This window comes from Mycobacterium sp. (assembly GCF_040509115.1).
Taxonomy (GTDB): Bacteria; Actinomycetota; Actinomycetes; order Mycobacteriales; family Mycobacteriaceae; genus Mycobacterium.
In genome coordinates this window covers 1-15,266 of sequence record NZ_JBEVLO010000460.1, presented here as the reverse complement: position 1 = coordinate 15,266, position 15,266 = coordinate 1, and the positions used below count along the sequence as shown (strand labels likewise).

At 65.1% G+C, this 15,266-nt stretch carries 17 protein-coding genes; 8 read left to right on the top strand and 9 right to left on the bottom strand.

From position 1 onward, the window contains the following. Positions 1-85 precede the first annotated feature (85 nt). From ABW137_RS31435 to ABW137_RS31420, 4 genes are all read right to left on the bottom strand, one after another. Positions 86-1,795, bottom strand: a complete 1,710-nt coding sequence (locus tag ABW137_RS31435; protein ID WP_526406098.1) for a CocE/NonD family hydrolase — start codon at positions 1,793-1,795, stop codon at positions 86-88. Positions 1,796-1,877: 82 nt separating this feature from the next. Further along, complete coding sequence (locus ABW137_RS31430; RefSeq protein WP_526406096.1) at positions 1,878-2,177, bottom strand: putative quinol monooxygenase; 300 nt, start codon at positions 2,175-2,177, stop codon at positions 1,878-1,880. Positions 2,178-2,235: 58 nt separating this feature from the next. Further along, positions 2,236-2,805, bottom strand: coding sequence for a TetR/AcrR family transcriptional regulator (locus tag ABW137_RS31425; protein ID WP_526406094.1), 570 nt, complete (start codon positions 2,803-2,805; stop codon positions 2,236-2,238). Positions 2,806-2,835: 30 nt separating this feature from the next. Next, entirely contained in the window at positions 2,836-3,723 is an 888-nt protein-coding gene (locus tag ABW137_RS31420) for a helix-turn-helix domain-containing protein (RefSeq protein WP_526406092.1), read from the bottom strand. A gap of 84 nt (positions 3,724-3,807) precedes the next feature. Here ABW137_RS31420 and ABW137_RS31415 point away from each other — a divergent pair, with 84 nt between their 5' ends. After that, complete coding sequence (locus ABW137_RS31415; RefSeq protein WP_526406090.1) at positions 3,808-4,671, top strand: Rossmann-fold NAD(P)-binding domain-containing protein; 864 nt, start codon at positions 3,808-3,810, stop codon at positions 4,669-4,671. 33 nt (positions 4,672-4,704) lie between these two features. Here ABW137_RS31415 and ABW137_RS31410 read toward each other — a convergent pair whose 3' ends face one another. Beyond that, a complete protein-coding gene (locus tag ABW137_RS31410; protein ID WP_526406088.1) occupies positions 4,705-5,232 on the bottom strand; it encodes a TetR/AcrR family transcriptional regulator in 528 nt (175 codons plus the stop codon). Between the two features lie 283 nt (positions 5,233-5,515). On the opposite strand from ABW137_RS31410, the gene ABW137_RS31405 reads away from it, so the two are divergent. The 3 genes from ABW137_RS31405 to ABW137_RS31395 all read left to right on the top strand — a co-directional run bounded on the left by ABW137_RS31405 (position 5,516) and on the right by ABW137_RS31395 (position 7,873). After that, a complete protein-coding gene (locus ABW137_RS31405; protein WP_526406086.1) occupies positions 5,516-6,631 on the top strand; it encodes an FAD-dependent oxidoreductase in 1,116 nt (371 codons plus the stop codon). 272 nt (positions 6,632-6,903) lie between these two features. Further along, entirely contained in the window at positions 6,904-7,560 is a 657-nt protein-coding gene (locus tag ABW137_RS31400) for a DJ-1/PfpI family protein (RefSeq protein ID WP_526406084.1), read from the top strand. A 1-nt stretch (position 7,561) separates the two neighbouring features. Further along, positions 7,562-7,873: a hypothetical protein gene (locus ABW137_RS31395; protein WP_526406082.1), complete on the top strand. Its 312-nt coding sequence runs from the start codon at positions 7,562-7,564 to the stop codon at positions 7,871-7,873. A gap of 31 nt (positions 7,874-7,904) precedes the next feature. Here the strand turns inward: ABW137_RS31395 and ABW137_RS31390 are convergent, their stop codons facing one another. From ABW137_RS31390 to ABW137_RS31380, 3 genes are all read right to left on the bottom strand, one after another. Continuing rightward, the gene (locus tag ABW137_RS31390) at positions 7,905-8,855 is read right to left on the bottom strand and encodes a GlxA family transcriptional regulator (RefSeq protein ID WP_526406080.1); all 951 of its coding nucleotides are present in this window, start codon (positions 8,853-8,855) and stop codon (positions 7,905-7,907) included. Positions 8,856-9,040: 185 nt separating this feature from the next. Continuing rightward, complete coding sequence (locus tag ABW137_RS31385; RefSeq protein ID WP_526406100.1) at positions 9,041-9,379, bottom strand: Atu4866 domain-containing protein; 339 nt, start codon at positions 9,377-9,379, stop codon at positions 9,041-9,043. A gap of 126 nt (positions 9,380-9,505) precedes the next feature. Further along, complete coding sequence (locus ABW137_RS31380; RefSeq protein ID WP_526406078.1) at positions 9,506-10,030, bottom strand: nuclear transport factor 2 family protein; 525 nt, start codon at positions 10,028-10,030, stop codon at positions 9,506-9,508. 280 nt (positions 10,031-10,310) lie between these two features. Between ABW137_RS31380 and ABW137_RS31375 the strand changes: the two genes are divergently transcribed. Next, complete coding sequence (locus tag ABW137_RS31375) at positions 10,311-11,009, top strand: HD domain-containing protein (RefSeq protein WP_526406076.1); 699 nt, start codon at positions 10,311-10,313, stop codon at positions 11,007-11,009. Between the two features lie 205 nt (positions 11,010-11,214). Here the strand turns inward: ABW137_RS31375 and ABW137_RS31370 are convergent, their stop codons facing one another. Next, a complete protein-coding gene (locus ABW137_RS31370) occupies positions 11,215-12,003 on the bottom strand; it encodes a class I SAM-dependent methyltransferase (protein WP_526406074.1) in 789 nt (262 codons plus the stop codon). Between the two features lie 172 nt (positions 12,004-12,175). Here ABW137_RS31370 and ABW137_RS31365 point away from each other — a divergent pair, with 172 nt between their 5' ends. From ABW137_RS31365 to ABW137_RS31355, 3 genes are read left to right on the top strand one after another with little or no spacing between them, the layout of a single operon-like run. Next, positions 12,176-13,087, top strand: coding sequence for a CPBP family glutamic-type intramembrane protease (locus ABW137_RS31365; protein ID WP_526406072.1), 912 nt, complete (start codon positions 12,176-12,178; stop codon positions 13,085-13,087). After that, positions 13,087-14,316, top strand: coding sequence for a sensor histidine kinase (locus tag ABW137_RS31360; RefSeq protein ID WP_526406070.1), 1,230 nt, complete (start codon positions 13,087-13,089; stop codon positions 14,314-14,316). The genes ABW137_RS31365 and ABW137_RS31360 overlap by 1 nt, the downstream gene beginning before the upstream one ends. Continuing rightward, on the top strand, positions 14,313-14,996 hold the full coding sequence (locus tag ABW137_RS31355; RefSeq protein WP_526406068.1) for a response regulator transcription factor: 684 nt from the start codon (positions 14,313-14,315) through the stop codon (positions 14,994-14,996). Before ABW137_RS31360 ends, ABW137_RS31355 begins: the two co-directional genes overlap by 4 nt. The last annotated feature ends 270 nt before the right edge of the window (positions 14,997-15,266 follow it).

Here is a 15,266-nt window from a genome sequence, read left to right as displayed (position 1 = left end):
GGAAGCAAGTCCCCTGCGGACGGCTTCCGGCCGTCGGCGTAGGTTCCCCTCGTCCGTTCCCCTTGTCCGTGGCGCGGCCGGGCCGTCACTTCCCAACTTCGGGCAGTACCGGTGCGAGCAGATAGGACTCGTATCGGCCCCCGGTGTGCAGTATGTGGCGACCAGCGTTGTCTCCCGCTCTGTTCGGCAGATCGGGCACGGCCTCGACGAGGTCGTGGCCTGCAATCTCGATGCGCACCTGTTCGCCGACATGCCAGCGCATTGCCATTGGCCAGATCGCGATGTCGACCGGGATGATCTCGCCGGGCGTGAGGGGCTCTCTCGACTCGTGGCTTTGCACCGGTCGCAGGTCGGTCGACAGCACGGGATCGAGAGCGCGGTGCGATGTGCGCAGCCATCCTCGGGCACCTGGGGTCGGCAGACCCGGGAGCCAGTCGGGTACGCAGTGCTTGCCATCGGCGTCGATCTTGCTGATCCCGACGAACAGGTCCATCTCGGGGTGCCCGTCGCTCTCCACCCACAGGCGCAGCCGCATGGGGCCTGCGAGGGTGAGGTCTCCGAGTTCGGCGGTGAAGATCGCCGATCCGGTTGCCGCGTCATAGCTGATGTGACCTTCTCGTCGACTCGACACGGCTGCCGGGCAAGGCAGCGGCCCGGGTCCAAGCGAGATGCCTCTCGTTGCGGCGTCGAGGTAGAACTTCGTGGGAATCGCTCTGGCCGGCGGGAATTCGTCTTCGGGTTGATCGACGACGTCGTCGTGGCCGGGATCCAGGATGGCCATCCGAACGCGCGGCGTCGTCTCCCAGCCGTTGTCCTCTCCCTTGAGGACGTAATCGTAGAAGCGGCGCAGGTCGTCTTGGTGTTGATAGAAGTCGGGCCACTCCATGGTGTTGTTGATCCTCAGCCACTTCTCGTCAGAGCCGAGGGCGTTCCACGCCCTGAACGTGCCGTCTACGTGAATCAGGTTCGTATAGGAGGCGACGACGTAGGCAGGGATCGTGATCTGCGAAGTGTCGTCGAACACCTTGGTGGCCCAGTAGGCATCGAATGTCGGATGGGCGTCGAACATGGCCAGGACGTCTTCGTAGCGATTGCGTCCGTAATGGTGCGAGAGGAGGAGCGCTAGGAAATCCCGGTAGGGAACGCCACCGGGCGCGACCAGGTCGCGATAGATGTCGCTCAATCCCTCCCAGGGTGCGATGGCCGACAGGTGCGGTGGCCGTTCTGCAGCGATGATCCACTGCGAGATGCCGAGCCAGGAGTTGCCTGCCATGCCGACTTTCTGGTTCGACCATGGCTGCTCGGCGATCCACTCGATGACGTCCGCACCGTCTCGCCCCTCCTGCGGTGAGAACGTCTGGATGTCACCGCCTGACGCGAACGTCCCACGGGGATCGGGATTTACGACCGCGTAGCCGTGGGTGCACCAATAGGCCGGATCGGGACCCTCCCACTTCTGCAGGCCGGAGACCGCCGCGACGGGGACGCCCGCACGCCCGGGGTAGTTGTCGAGGTGCCAGAACCCTCCCTGCTTGCCGTAGGGACTCCACGCCATCAGGGTCGGCACCGGGTCGTCGGTCACGGGCCGTAATACGTCCACGAAGATTCGGGTACCGTCGCGCAGCGTCACTTCAGCGTCCCTCTCGAGGATGATGTCGCACCCCAACGGCTGCCCGCCGGGCGAGTGCACCGAGCCCCGGGGTAGCACTTCGCTGCCCTTCTGGAAGCCGCGCCACTTCGCCGAGGCGCTTTCCGGAGCGTTCGCAGCGCTCCAAACTATGTCGTTGCCGCTCAAGGTCTTTCGCCTCCTCGGGTGGTGGCTGTGGACGGCCGAAGTTCGTCGGATGCCGCGTCGTGACGCGGGAGGGCGCCTCGGCTCACGCGGACTCGACGGCGAGGTCACCAAGGAATCCGGTCGGCGCCTGGCCGAGCAGCTCGGCGACGCGGGTGATCTTCGGATCTCGGAAGTACGAGGCCAGTACGGCTTCGCCATCACTGCGGCTGCCCCAACGAGTAACGATCACGACGTGGCCTGGGTCGGCAAGATCACGGATGACGTCATAGCCGGTGCAGCCCGCAGTCGGTGTCATGTCGGCCCCGATGGCCAGGGAGAGGTTGAAGCCTTCCTCTGCCGCTTCGGGTGGGAAGCGCATGTCGAAAACCGACGAGACGGGCATGGCTGGTTCCTTTCGCTAGTACGGTCGTACTAGCGAAAATTAGACTAGGATGAGCGTACTAGTCAAGCCCTCGGACGCCGAGGGTCTGCAGCAGGGTCGACGCGCTGCGTTCGAAGATCGTGACCGTGCCTGCGGCGCGGGCCAAGACCAGGCTGCCTTCCAGGAATGCGATCATCAGCTCTGCCGTGGCGCGGGCCCGCGCGGGGGCAACTCCGACCTGGTGAAGCCGCTCCCCGAGGACGTCGATCCACGACTGGAAGGCCGCATCCGCTGCAGCGGTGAGCGCCGCCTGCGAGGGTGACGCTTCCGCCGTCACGGCCGCCACGGCGCAGCTCGTACCTTCGGCAGCCTTTGCAACGACGGGATGGACGAGTTCGATGAAGCGACGCAACACCGCATCCGGGTCGCGTCCCTCGATGCCTTCGAGTTCGATTCGCACTCGGCATCCGGTCCACTCCACGGCACGCTCGGCCAGGTCGTCTTTCCCTCGTGGGAAGTGGTGGTAAATCGCTCCACGGGCCGCGCCGCTGGCGGCAAGGACATCGGTGAACGAGGTCGCCGTCAGTCCACGTTGACGCATCGACAATGCCGCCGCTTCGACCATGCGCTGCTTGGTGTTCCCGCTCATCTAGACCCCTACTCGTATGCCCGTCCTAGTCTAGAGCGGCTGAGGCGTCGGAGCGGTGACGCGAAGCTGCCGAAGGCGCTCTAGGAGCTCGAAGTCCTCCGTCGCAACGGGGGTGTGGACCACCATGCGAGTCTCGGGCACGCCAGTAATCGCGAAGCTCGTCGTACGGGCGTGGAACGTGCCATGTCCGGCGCAGCTCAGTTTTCGCTCGAGCGGCACCGGCGTCGACACCCGGTTGCTGGCCCACAGGGACGCAAAGAGGGGGCTGGCCGTCGACATGCGTTCGACCCAGTTCGTCCATGCCTGCTCGCCGATGTGACTCGCATACGCCGAGCGCACCGTCGCCACCATCTGAACCAGGCATTCCTCCGAGCCCAGCGGGTTCTCAGTCTCCCGATGCGTGAAGGCGTACCAGAGCGCGTTGCGCTCGACCCCGTTGGCGGTGATGGACGGAAACAGGGCGGCGAAGCTGTCGTTCCATGCCAGCAGGTCGTACTTGCCGTTGTAGACACACGCAGGCATGGCGGTGAATCCGTCGAGGACCGACTGGATGTCTGACGGCAAGGCGGTGGCGCCCTCTGGCAGCCCCGGCACCTCCGGCATGTCGGCCAGACGGTACAGATGAGCGTGCTCGGCGCGATCGAGGCGAAGTACGGTGGCGACCGCATCGAGCACCTGCTGGCTCACGTTGATCGGCCTGCCCTGTTCGAGCCACGTGTACCAGGTGACGCCGACGCCTGCGAGCTGCGCAACTTCCTCACGCCGAAGCCCAGGCGTGCGGCGCCGCGGACCCGTTGCAAGGCCGGCATCGTCGGGCTTGATGAGCGCGCGGCGGCTGCGCAGAAATGCGGCCAACTCGGCCCTACGCTGCCCCCGCACGGTTTCCGAAACGAACGCCATATTCACCCTCTTGGTCATCATCACAGCGCTAGCCTGTTGTTCTTAGTACTAGTATCGATGCGCTCTCACTACTAGCGTCAGCGTTCATCCAAGGTAGTGCTCATGAGCACATCCACGATGCCGGTGCTGGTCATCGGGGCCACCGGCAAGACGGGACGGCCTCTGGTCGACCTGCTGCGAACCCGTTCAGAGCCAGTGCGTGCGGCGAGCCGCACTCCCAGAGCTGCGGACGCCATCCGGTTCGACTGGAACGACGTCACCACCCACGGCCCGGCGCTGGACGGCGTCGATCGTGTCTATCTCGTCCCGCCACCCTCAGCGGTCGACCCGGTACCCGTGGTGGAGCCCTTCCTCACCGAGGCACGACGGCGCAGGATTCGTCGTCTGGTGATGCTGGGGTCGGCCATCGAGTTCCCGGACGCACCGGGGAGGCTCGAACTCGCCGCCCGCGTTCGAGCAGAACCTGGGTGGCTCGTATTGCGCCCCTTCGGGTTCATGCAGAACTTTCTGCGCCCGCACCCGGTCGGCACGGCCATTCGCGATCACGGCGAGATCGCCACCTCGGCAGCGTCGGGTCGGATGGCCTGGATCGACGCCCGCGACGTCGCCGCGAGCGCCGCAGCCGCCCTCACCCCGCCGGTCCTCGCCCAGGAGCTCGGCAACGACCTCGTACTCACCGGACCGCGTGGCCTTAGCTATGCCGACGCTGCCACCATCATCACCACCCTGGCTGGGCGTTCCGTACGCGTCACGAACCTGACCGTCGACCAGCTCACCGCGCGGTATCGCGCCGCGGGCCTGCCAGCCGCGTTCGCAGGCAGCCTCGCCGCGACGGAGGACGACGTCCGTGCCGGTCGCTACGAAGAGGTGACCACCTCGGTGCTCGACCTCACTGGGCATCCGCCCCGCACGCTCGAAGCCTTCGTCCGTGAGCACGCCGCCGAATGGCAGCCGTCATCACGATGAACGGACCCCTCGCACCGCCCGCTTAGCCGCGAGTCATGGCGTGGTGGCCCGGATTCCGGCCAGCACGACATCGGTCAGTTTTTCAGCTTCCTCCCTGCCGAATGGCCGGATGCCACGGGAAACGTATAGGTGTACTGGCCCGGAGAGCAGTTCGGCGACGAAGTAGGCGTCCACCGGCGGCAATTCGCCTTGGTCGACGGCGCGTTCTATCCGCTGCTTCAGGAGGCTGACGCGTTGGTCCACGTAAGCGTGGACGGTTTTCCTGACGGCGCTGCCGTCGCCGGCAGCCTGGAGGGCATTCAAGATGGCACGACCGGTCGGCGCCGACAGCGCAGCGGCCAGGCGGGTGAGCAACTGGACGAGGTCGTTGCGCAGATCGCCGGAGTCCTCGATCGGAACTTCCTGCTGTGCGAAGTGAATCAGCGCTTCGTTGATCAGCTCGTCGAGCACCGGCCAGTTCCGATACACGCTTGCCCTGTGCACCCCCGCCCGCTCGGCTATCTCTTCGTACCGCACCCCAGCGATGCCGTACTGGGCGACGAGGTCGACGGTGGCAGCCAAAGTCCGCTCACGCACCGCCGACGTCCGGCCACTGGGACGCCGGCGTACGTCCGGCCGCCGCTGTTCGCTGTTGACCATCCGTCGCTCCGTTCGCTCGCACCCCGAAAGCTATCCGATGAAAACTAACGCGACAAATTGTCGCATTACTTGCTACGGTGATTCCGTGCACGCGGCCTGTTCACCACGGTGCGGCGCGCTGATTGCTTCTACGCGGAGACGGCCGCGAGCATCTCCGAAACCACTGCGGCACAGCGCTACCCAATATCACGAGAAAGTGCGATCCATGAGAATCCTCATCTCCGGCGCAGGTGTCGCCGGCCTGGCCCAGGCAGTCAACCTCGGTGCCCGCGGGCACCAGACCACGGTCATCGAACGCAGCGGTCATTTCCGCGTCAACGGTTCACCGATCGACATCCGCGGTGACGCGATCGGGATCGCCGACCAGATGGGGCTTCTCGAACGGATCCGGGAGCATCGGGTACACATGACGGAAAGCACGGTGTTCGTCGACCGCAACGGCGACCCGGTCGCGGCCCTACCCATGGCTGAGATCAGCGATACCGACGATGACATCGAGATTGCGAGGGAGGACCTGGCGAGCCTGCTCGCCAGCAGCCTTCCCGGCGACGCTACCGTCAGATTCCACGACTCCGTCGACGCCCTTCACGACGACGGCGACGGCGTAGACGTCCATTTCACATCCGGGACCACCGAGCGCTTCGACCTCGTGATCGGTGCGGACGGCTTGCATTCGGTAGTGCGGCGGTTGGCATTTGGGCCCGAGAAGACCTTCCTCAAACACCTCGGATACTACGTCGCCATCACCGATCTCCCGCCTGGCGACGACCACTCCGAGGTCTTCAATCCGATTTACAACTTTCCTGACCACATGGCGGGAATCACCCGTTACAAGGACAGGAGCCTCGGCGTGTTCATGTTTCGCTCCGAGCCTCTCGAGTACGACTACCGCGACCTCGACGCTCAGAAGGCGCTGCTCATCGAAGCGTTCGCGGGGCACTCGGAGTGGAAATTGCCCTTCCTGCTCGCCGCGGCCCACGACGACCCCGAGCTGTACTTCGACTCGGCCAGTCAGATTCACATGCCCAAGTGGCACACCGGCCGAGTCGTTCTGGTCGGTGACGCCGCGGCCGCCGCGTCGGGCCTGTCGGGACGTGGCACGTCGCTCGCACTCACCGGAACCCATTACCTCGCTGAGGAACTCGAACGCACGGACGGCGACTACACCGTCGCCTTCGAGCGCTACGCCAGCCGCCAGCGTCCCTACGTCGAGTCGGCCCAGGCGCGGGTGAAAGACGGAGCGGATCTGACCGTCCCGAGCACCTGGCAAGCGATCGACGCCCGCAACGAACGTATCCTGGCAGCGAAGACAGCCTCTTGATCCCCGTGCGCTCAAGCTTGCAGCGCACGGCCTTGCTCCGCCGGTGACCGACTCGGACGACTCAATTCGTTTCCAGCCTGCGGTTCCCCCTTCAGTCGTCAGTGACAACGTGTAGGTCAGAGATCTAACCCGTTCTGGCTGAGAGGATTTGATCTCGTGACGACGTGATGCCCAGTTCGGCATGGCCATCGTTGGGCATCATGGCAAGATCCCGGCGGAGAATGTCAGTAGGACTACTGTGCCCGCGTGGCGCAGTCACCAACGATGGCAGCATGCATGCACAGATAGTGTTGTTCGAGGGGTTCGACCCGCTCGACGTCATCGCCCCTTACGAGGTTCTCATCGCGGGCAGCGACTACGTCGGTGGCGAGCTCGAGGTTGAGTTGGTATCGGCGCAGGGCCCCCGCGCGGTCGTCAGCGGTTCGCGCGGCCTGGCCTTGCAGGCCACCGCCCAGCTCGATCCGTCCAAACCCGGCTATGTGATCGTGCCCGGCGCGGTAGGCCCTCTGGAGGGCGACCCCGACGAAGGCGCGGAAACGATCCCCGTTCTGCTCGCCCGATTCGGCGAGACCACGGCCGTGCCGCTGATTCGGCAGGCACTGGACAATCCGGATGTCACGGTGGCGACCGTGTGCGGCGGGTCGCTCGCGCTGGCCATGGCCGGCCTGATCGAAGGCCGCAACGCCAACACCCACCATCTCGGCGTCGACGTGCTGGAGGCCACCGGGGTCGTCCCGATATCAGCGCGTGTCGTCGACGACGGCGATCTCGTCAGTGCCGGCGGAGTGACCTCCGGTCTGGACCTGGCGCTGCACCTACTCCATCGCAGCTACGGTCCACGCATCGCACTGGCCGTCGAGGCGATGTTCGCGTACGAGCGCCGCGGCACCGTATGGACCAACACCGGCCGCGAGCCGAAAGAGGTCTGACATGAGCATCATTGGCGACTGGGACGTCAGCATCAAGACTCCAATCGGATCGTTGCGCATCGTGTATAGCTTCGATGATCACGACGGCGCCATCACCGGGAGCGCCGCAGGCAAGAACGAGACCGTGCCGCTCACCGACATCGTAGTCACCGACGACCAGGAGGGCCAACGGGTCAGTTGGCGCCAAACCGTCACCAAACCCATGCGCCTGAAACTCGAATTCGACGTCCGCGTCGACGGCGATCGTCTCCACGGCCACTCCCGCGCCGGCCGACTGCCACGCTCGGAGGTCTCCGGCGTGCGCCACACCTAATCCGGACTGCGCCCACCGATCATGCTCCGTCTCAAGCGTTTCCGACCTGGCTGAACGTTTTCCGATACGAGGTGGGGGTGGTGCCGACAGTGTCCCGGAACCGGGCGCGCAGATTGGTGGCGCTGCCAAGTCCACAGCGGGTAGCGACCTGCTCGACGGTTTGGTCAGTCTGCTCGAGGAGTTCTCTAGCCTGGCCTATTCGCGCGGTCAGCAGCCAACGGTGCGGACTGACTCCGGTCTCGGCGCGCCACATCCGGGTGAGAGTGCGGCTCGAGACTCCGGCATGCTCAGCAAGACTGTCGAGGGAAAGCGGTTCGTGCAGGCGGTTCAGTGCCCAGTCCCGAGTCGCAGCGAGAGTTGTTGCGGTGGGTTCGGGAAGAGGTCTGGTGATGTACTGGGCTTGACCTCCGTCGCGGTGCGGGGCAGCAACGAGCTCACGCGCGATGTCGTTGGCGATGTGCGCGCCCAGGTCAGTACGCACGATGTGCATGCACAGATCAATCCCGGCAGTGACACCGGCCGAGGTCAGTATCGGAGTGTCGTCGATGTAGAGGACGTGCCGATCCACCATTACTCGGGGGAACAGTTCCTCCAACTCATCGGCGCTCGCCCAGTGCGTAGTGACTGTGCGGCCATCGAGCAGACCGGTGGCCGCCAGTGCGAACGCTCCGGTGCAGATGGAGGCAATCCGGGTCCCGCGGTCGAAAGCCCTTTTCAACGCGCGCAGGACCAACGGCGGTGGTGGGCGACGATATTCGGCGTATCCCGGGACGATGATCGTGTCAGCCCGATCGAGTGCCTTCAGACCTGCTGAGACGCCGACGGTGAACCCCGCACTGGTTCGGACGTCGCCTGGCTCGAGGCCGCAGATGCTCAGAGCGTAGGGCGTGTTCGGGCGCGAATTGAAGATCTGCGTGGGGATCCCGAGGTCGATGGGCAGCACCGAATCAAGGGTCAGCACGATTACCCGGTGGGCAGGCATGTCCCTAATGTTACGACCCATACCTTGGCGGCCACCGGCAGCGTCGCCCGGCCGGACCGAGCGGAAGTCCGTCGCCCTTGAAACGTCACCGCGACAGGACTGTTCGTCGACGGCGGCGACGACGCCGAGCGGGGCTATGCGCGGAGGCACGTCTGGTGCGCCAAGACCGGAGTCTCAGACCGGACTCACTGAGGCTGCCGGTAGAAGATCATGCCGCCGTGGTGCAGTTCGTCGTCGGTGACGAAGGTTCCGTCCGCCGTGAATCCCGTGTCATCCCAATACTCGATGCGGTTGCCGCGCACTTCGTAGCGACCGGTGTAAGCGCTCACGCGCTCACCTCTAGCTTCGTCGTAGCGTCCGTTTGGTAGAAGTTCCTGGCGGATGACTCCGTCGCTGGTGACCCACATGCCGACATAGGGGTGATCGGTGTCGGCTTGCCCTCGTTCTCGGGTCGACTCGTGTGAGCGGTCCGGGGGCGGTGCTACCGAATGGCATGCGGCGACTACGAGTAAGCCGGCCGCCATGGTCATGGATGCGCAGATCGTGCGAAGGACACGGACGCGCCTCGGAAGTCCGATGGGATCCGCGGCTTCGCGAACGGGACTGTTGGGCATCGTTTCTCCTCTGGTCAGTGAGCATGTCGAGATGCGTCAGGCCGGTTCTACTCGTTCCAACAACTCGTTGAGAGCCACTAGGTCGAGAAATGCCGTCACCCGCACGACCCGTTCGTCACGCATGGTCATCACCCAGGCGTAGCTGTTGACGTAGGGGCGGCCGTCGCGCGCTGTCGCGGTGCCATCCCAGATCGCGACGACATCGTCGTCCTCGGCGATCAGCTGCCGTACGTCCGCCTGGATCGGACCGTTGAGCCGAGACTGGACCGGCCCCGCGCCATCCCGCAAGAACTGGGATCGGCTGGTGTATGTCCTCGGCTCGACCGCACGCGCAACCGTCCACTGGACGTCCTCGGCCAGAATGGAATAGAAGGTACGTTCGTCGCCACCGACGCCGAGCGCAAAGGCGTCGCGCACCACTTCGGCGTTGCGTTGCTGCGGCGTTGGCGGTTCCTCTGCAGCACTGGTGGCGCTGGAGCCGACCATCACGAGGGGCGCCAGCACGGTGCCAGCCGCGATGGTCTTGGCTCGTGCGCGCCACCGCTCGAATTTGATTGTCATGACACTGAACGTAGAGGCGCCGGCGCGATCCTGGGAGGACCCAGTCCTCCCAGGTTGGTGGCGACCTCCGGCCGCTCAATGCCTCACTCGACGACTCAATGCCTCGCTCGACGACGAAAACTTCGATTTCCCAGCGAATATTCGCCACATCGCACGCCTGCATCACGAGCGGCGGAGTCGTCGGCTACCGCTCAGAAGGGGACATGGCCTGTCCCGATTATTGCGAATGATGGCCATTGAGCCGCTGGCGACCGTGATTCTTGGCGGCAAGGGTAAAGGCATGACCGATTCACCAGCTGCGACCGTCGACACTCCTGACGTCAGTCGGTGGAACTTCCCGGATTCCGAGGTCGCCTCCGCAGCCCTCCGCTTGGTGACCGACGTCTCCCCCGCCGTCCTCTCCAACCACTGTGTTCGCAGTTACCTGTTCGGTCGTGAAATCGCCGCAGCCAGGGGCCTGCGCAGCGGCGTCGACTATGACGACGAGACCGTCTACCTCGCCTGCCTGTTGCACGACCTCGGCCTCACCGACTTCGGCGCTGGCGAGCAGCGCTTCGAGGTGCAGGGAGCCGACGCCGCGGCGCGGTTTCTGCGCGAACACGATGTCGCCGACGACCGGGTCACCACAGTCTGGCAATCCATCGCCCTGCACAGCAGCCTCGGCCTTGGGCACGCATTCGGCACGGTGCAGCTCATCGCGATCTCCGGAATCTCATTCGACATCGACGGCATGGGGATGAACGACTTCTCCCCCGATTTCATCGGGCGGGTCATTGGTGCCTGGCCACGCCACGAAGTAGGCGTCGAACTCGGACACGCCATCGCCCGCGACATCAGGGCCCATCCGACGAACCCGCTGAAGGCACCGCCGTTCACCTTGCCCGGTCACCTCAACGAAGTGATCAACGGAGCGCCTGCCGTCGACTTCACCGAATTCATCGCGGGTGCACCCTGGGGAGATGAAGCCCCGACCCAATGACACCGATCAAAGTCCGCGTACCCACGACCGTGGGCATCGCCGTGGTGACAGCGGTTCTCCTGCAGCAGATTCCGGACGGGCCGCGCTTCTCTAATGGTCGCCGGTGCGGTGGCACTCTCAGTCGACGTTGAATCGCCTCCGGAAACGTCGGCTGAACGTGCGTTCGCTCAGTCCTGAGCGTGCGACCACATCGGGCACCGGCCACTCAGCCAGCGCGCAACGCGTAAAAGCTCGGAAAGTACTCGCCCATCTGTTTGCGCTCGTCGAATTCTTCGAGGTATCCGGTGACACACAGCCCTTCAGCCGACAGGCCGCCGATGACCTGTTCGAGGCTATGGCCGAATTCCAGCGGCGCGTCGCGCCCGAAGAGAGTGAGCCGTTCTTCCTCAGGCAAAGACGTCAGATCGGAGTAAGGCACCTTGTGCCTCACCTCGAGCCTGCCGGCTGTTTGAGCCGCCCAATCGAACACGTAGCAAACCGGGTTGACGAAGGCCCCGATGAAGACGCCATCGTCGGTGAGGACGCGGCGTACGTGCGCGAACACGGGTCGCGTATCTGCGACGAACTGGGCCCCCATGCCGAGCACCACCATGTCGAATACCGACGACGACAACATGTGCATGTCGTCCATCGAACCTTCGACTGCGGTCAGGGCAAGACCGTACTTCGCGCAGGTGTCGATGTCGCGTTGCAACTGCTGCGTGGAATTCTCCAGCGAGGTGACGATGGCGCCCCGCGCGGCGAGCAGCACCGTCTGTTGTCCACCGCCGCAAGCGATGCACAGCACGTGTCGGCCCGAGAGGTCGCCGAACCAACCGTCGGGCACGGGCCGAGATCCCGTCAACGACACCGGAAACCCATTCCGCGCCGCGCCGCGGAACTCGTCGTCGGTGAGCGGCGCAGTCGCCCAGTGATTGTTGGCAACCTCCTCATCCCAGGCCCGCGCGTTGGCCTGGGCGATGACACTCCACTCGTGCTCGTCAGAGTTCCGCAACTCGAATGTCCTTCCGGTCGGGCGTCTGCGGTGGCCAGGGCCATCGGACCGGCCACGAGCCGAGCTGGTGCCGCCATCGACTCGATGCCGGCACCAAAGGTAGCGTGCGCGCTACCTCAAGCCGGGCGTGCGGGTGCAGGACATGTCGTAGCATCTGCATTCAACTTGGTCTATGAGAAACACCGCAGAACACACAGCACCCGCGGGCTCGCACCCCACCGAGAGCGCCCTTCGGGAAACACGAGCCGTGCGTCGGCGCGGCGTCCGATGGTTCCTCGCACTCGCGTTCGTCGGCGCCTGGGTCCCGTGGTTCGGGGTGCACCTGGCCGGTGGTTCATTGGACGATCCGCTGATACAGCTCGCCACGGCCGCATTCGTGCCGGCGCTCGCCGCGTGCGTGGTGCGACTTTGGGTCACCAGGCAGGGATTCGCCCAATCAGGTCTGGGTTTGAATCTGAGATCGAAGTGGCCGTATTACCTCGCCGCGGTCACGCTCCCCTGGGGCATTCTGGTCGTGGGCACGGGTGTTGCGATAGCCGCAGGGTGGTGGTCGACGACGGACCTGCGGATGAGTGGCGGGGCCTGGCTGTACCTGGCTGCCGGCCCCGTGATCTGCGTCGCGATGGCCCCAATCTTCTGGGGCGAGGAGTACGGCTGGACGGCCTATCTACGCGATCGCTTGGTCCCGGGACGCCCGGTCGCGACCACCTTCCTCACCGGTCTGATCTGGGGTGTGTGGCATTGGCCGCTGCCGTGGGTGGGTTACTTCGGTGGCGGAACCACAGTCGCCGAAGCCCTTTTGGGCATGGCGTGGTGGTTGCCGCTGAGCATCCTGCTGGAGTTCTTGATCGGCTGGCTGTGGTCGGCGACGGGATCGGTATGGCCCGGCGCAATGCTGCACGCAGGAGGCAACCTGGTCGCGACGCAGGGCATGCTGTTGGTCTTCGGTGACACGACCGGCATCAACCAGGCGACCATGTTGCTCTGCGCTGGCCTTCTCCCGTTCGTTGCGGTGATCGTGATCAGCGGCCACACCGCCGGCTCGCGCAGCCACCGTGGCCGCCGCGACCCTAGGGTCGGGTAATGGCGCAGCGTGCATCACACCGGTCGCTTGTCGCCGCGATGATGGCCGGGCCGCGATATCTCCTGACACCGTGGCCGTGGCGCGCGTTGGCATGGGCGCTCATCGGCGGCCCCCTGAGTGCGGCGCTCCTCGTCGGTCTGGCTCCGGCCCTGCTACTCGGGTTCTCGCGTCACCTGCGTTCCGCGCTGTGGTTCCCGCTGCTGGACTTGGAGTGCGCCCGCCTGTCGCTGATCGACGAGGAAGCCGCCCAACACGTCAGGGACGACGTGGCGCAGGCCCGCGCCGAGCAGCGCTCGCCGACCGTTCGCGAGATGGGATACCTGCTGGTCACCGCTGTGATCACGGGACCAATCGGGGCCATCTGGGCAGCGTTCCTGGCGATCTTGACCACGGTCTTGTTGATGGCGCCATGGCTGGTGCGGCCAGGCGAGCCGATCAACGTGATGTGGTGGGACGTCGATTCTCCAGAAGAGTCTTGGACCGCCGCGGCGGTCGGTGTCGGGGTATTGATCCTGTCTGCGTACGCCATCGGGACCTATGCCGGTGCGGTCGCACACCTGACCTCCGCCGCCCTGACCGATCCACGAGTCTTGCAGCGCGAAGTGACCCGGCTCGGTGACTCACGGACCGCGCTGGTGCACGCGGCAGGGCAGGAACGACGGCGTATCGAGAGCGATCTGCACGATCGCGTACAACACCGGCTCGTCGCGCTCGCTCTGACCCTCGGCATCGCCGAAGACAACCACGGTGACGACGCGACCGGCCGGCTGGCCGCAGAAGCTCATCGCCAACTGGACGACACTCTCGCCGAACTGCGTTCGGTCCTGCTCGGCATTCAGCCGCGCGCCCTGGATGAGCACGGCCTCGTCGCTGCAGTCACCGACTTGATCGGACCGTATCCGCTGCCAGTCAGCACCGACTTCGGCGCCACCGAAGTCCCGCACCGCCTCCCTGTCGCAATCGAGCACGCGGCCTATCGAGTGGTCAACGAGGCGCTCACCAACGTCATCAAACACTCCTCGGCCACCGCCGTGACGATCGCGGCGGATCGCCAAGCTGACTCGTGGTGGCTGACGGTCCGCGACGATGGATCCGGAAACGCGGTCATCCGACCCGGCCGCGGGCTGGATACCCTTGCCGCGGGTGTGACGGCGGTCGACGGCACACTCACGATCGACAGCCCTGACGGCGGACCCACCGAGATCAGAATGCATTGTCCAACAACATGAATCATCACGGCACCACAACCGGCCCGCTGCGTGTCGTGCTGGCAGAAGATGCTCCGCTACTGCGCGCCGGGATCGTCACGGTCCTGGAATCCGACGGTCACACCGTGTGCGCGGCCGTCGACAGTGCCGAAGATCTGCGTGCGGCCGTGGACGCGCACCGCCCCGACCTCGTGATCTCCGATGTTCGTATGCCGCCGACCCACACCGATGAGGGCATCCGGGCGGCGATCGACCTTAGACGCAGCATCCCTGGGCTGCCGGTGCTGATCCTGTCGCAGTACATCTCCGTGGGTTCGCTTCACCAATTACTCGACAAGGACATCGACACCGGCCGCGGTGGTCTCGGCTACCTCCTCAAGGACCGCGTCGCACATGTGCGTCACTTCCTCGATACCCTGCGCGATGTCGCCTCGGGAGCAACCGTGATCGACCCCGACATCGTGATCGCCCTCATCGGGGATTCAAGGCGACGAGGAATTCTGGCCACACTCACGCCACGCGAGCAGGAGGTCCTGGCCCTCATGGCCCAGGGTTTGACCAACCCACAGATCGCTGTGCGGCTCGTTGTCTCCGAGGCGGCGGTACGTAAGCACGTCGGCGGGATCTTCGCCAAGCTACCGCTTTCCGACGACGGCGACCGCAGGGTCTTGGCCGTGCTCACCTATCTCGACGCAACGTGAATCGTCACGGCCCCTTCGGGAGAGCAGAGCTCGCTTGCCCACTGACGTTCGATGCCCACTGACATTCGATGCCCACTGACATTCGATGACGGAATGGCCGGTGCCGGTGTAGACGGCGCTATTCAGCGGTGTGGTGTTGGACCGTGTCGTCTGCGTGCGCAGCGCTGGTCGCCGATAGCGAGCCGAGCAGAGCGAGGGCGTGGGCGCTGGTCGAGTTGGGTGCAGCGTGATAGACGACGAGTTCCTGCCCAGGGCTGGAACGTACGTCGA

Bases quoted from the DNA above. Each gene is read 5' to 3' on its own strand.
- ABW137_RS31400 (WP_526406084.1), top strand. From the start codon at position 6,904: ATGCATGCACAGATAGTGTTGTTCGAGGGGTTCGACCCGCTCGACGTC.
- ABW137_RS31360 (WP_526406070.1), top strand. From the start codon at position 13,087: ATGGCGCAGCGTGCATCACACCGGTCGCTTGTCGCCGCGATGATGGCC.
- ABW137_RS31425 (WP_526406094.1), bottom strand. From the start codon at position 2,805: ATGAGCGGGAACACCAAGCAGCGCATGGTCGAAGCGGCGGCATTGTCG.
- ABW137_RS31355 (WP_526406068.1), top strand. From the start codon at position 14,313: ATGAATCATCACGGCACCACAACCGGCCCGCTGCGTGTCGTGCTGGCA.
- ABW137_RS31380 (WP_526406078.1), bottom strand. From the start codon at position 10,030: ATGACAATCAAATTCGAGCGGTGGCGCGCACGAGCCAAGACCATCGCG.
- ABW137_RS31430 (WP_526406096.1), bottom strand. From the start codon at position 2,177: ATGCCCGTCTCGTCGGTTTTCGACATGCGCTTCCCACCCGAAGCGGCA.
- ABW137_RS31395 (WP_526406082.1), top strand. From the start codon at position 7,562: ATGAGCATCATTGGCGACTGGGACGTCAGCATCAAGACTCCAATCGGA.
- ABW137_RS31415 (WP_526406090.1), top strand. From the start codon at position 3,808: ATGAGCACATCCACGATGCCGGTGCTGGTCATCGGGGCCACCGGCAAG.
- ABW137_RS31405 (WP_526406086.1), top strand. From the start codon at position 5,516: ATGAGAATCCTCATCTCCGGCGCAGGTGTCGCCGGCCTGGCCCAGGCA.
- ABW137_RS31385 (WP_526406100.1), bottom strand. From the start codon at position 9,379: ATGGCGGCCGGCTTACTCGTAGTCGCCGCATGCCATTCGGTAGCACCG.
- ABW137_RS31375 (WP_526406076.1), top strand. From the start codon at position 10,311: ATGACCGATTCACCAGCTGCGACCGTCGACACTCCTGACGTCAGTCGG.
- ABW137_RS31365 (WP_526406072.1), top strand. From the start codon at position 12,176: ATGAGAAACACCGCAGAACACACAGCACCCGCGGGCTCGCACCCCACC.
- ABW137_RS31420 (WP_526406092.1), bottom strand. From the start codon at position 3,723: ATGACCAAGAGGGTGAATATGGCGTTCGTTTCGGAAACCGTGCGGGGG.
- ABW137_RS31390 (WP_526406080.1), bottom strand. From the start codon at position 8,855: ATGCCTGCCCACCGGGTAATCGTGCTGACCCTTGATTCGGTGCTGCCC.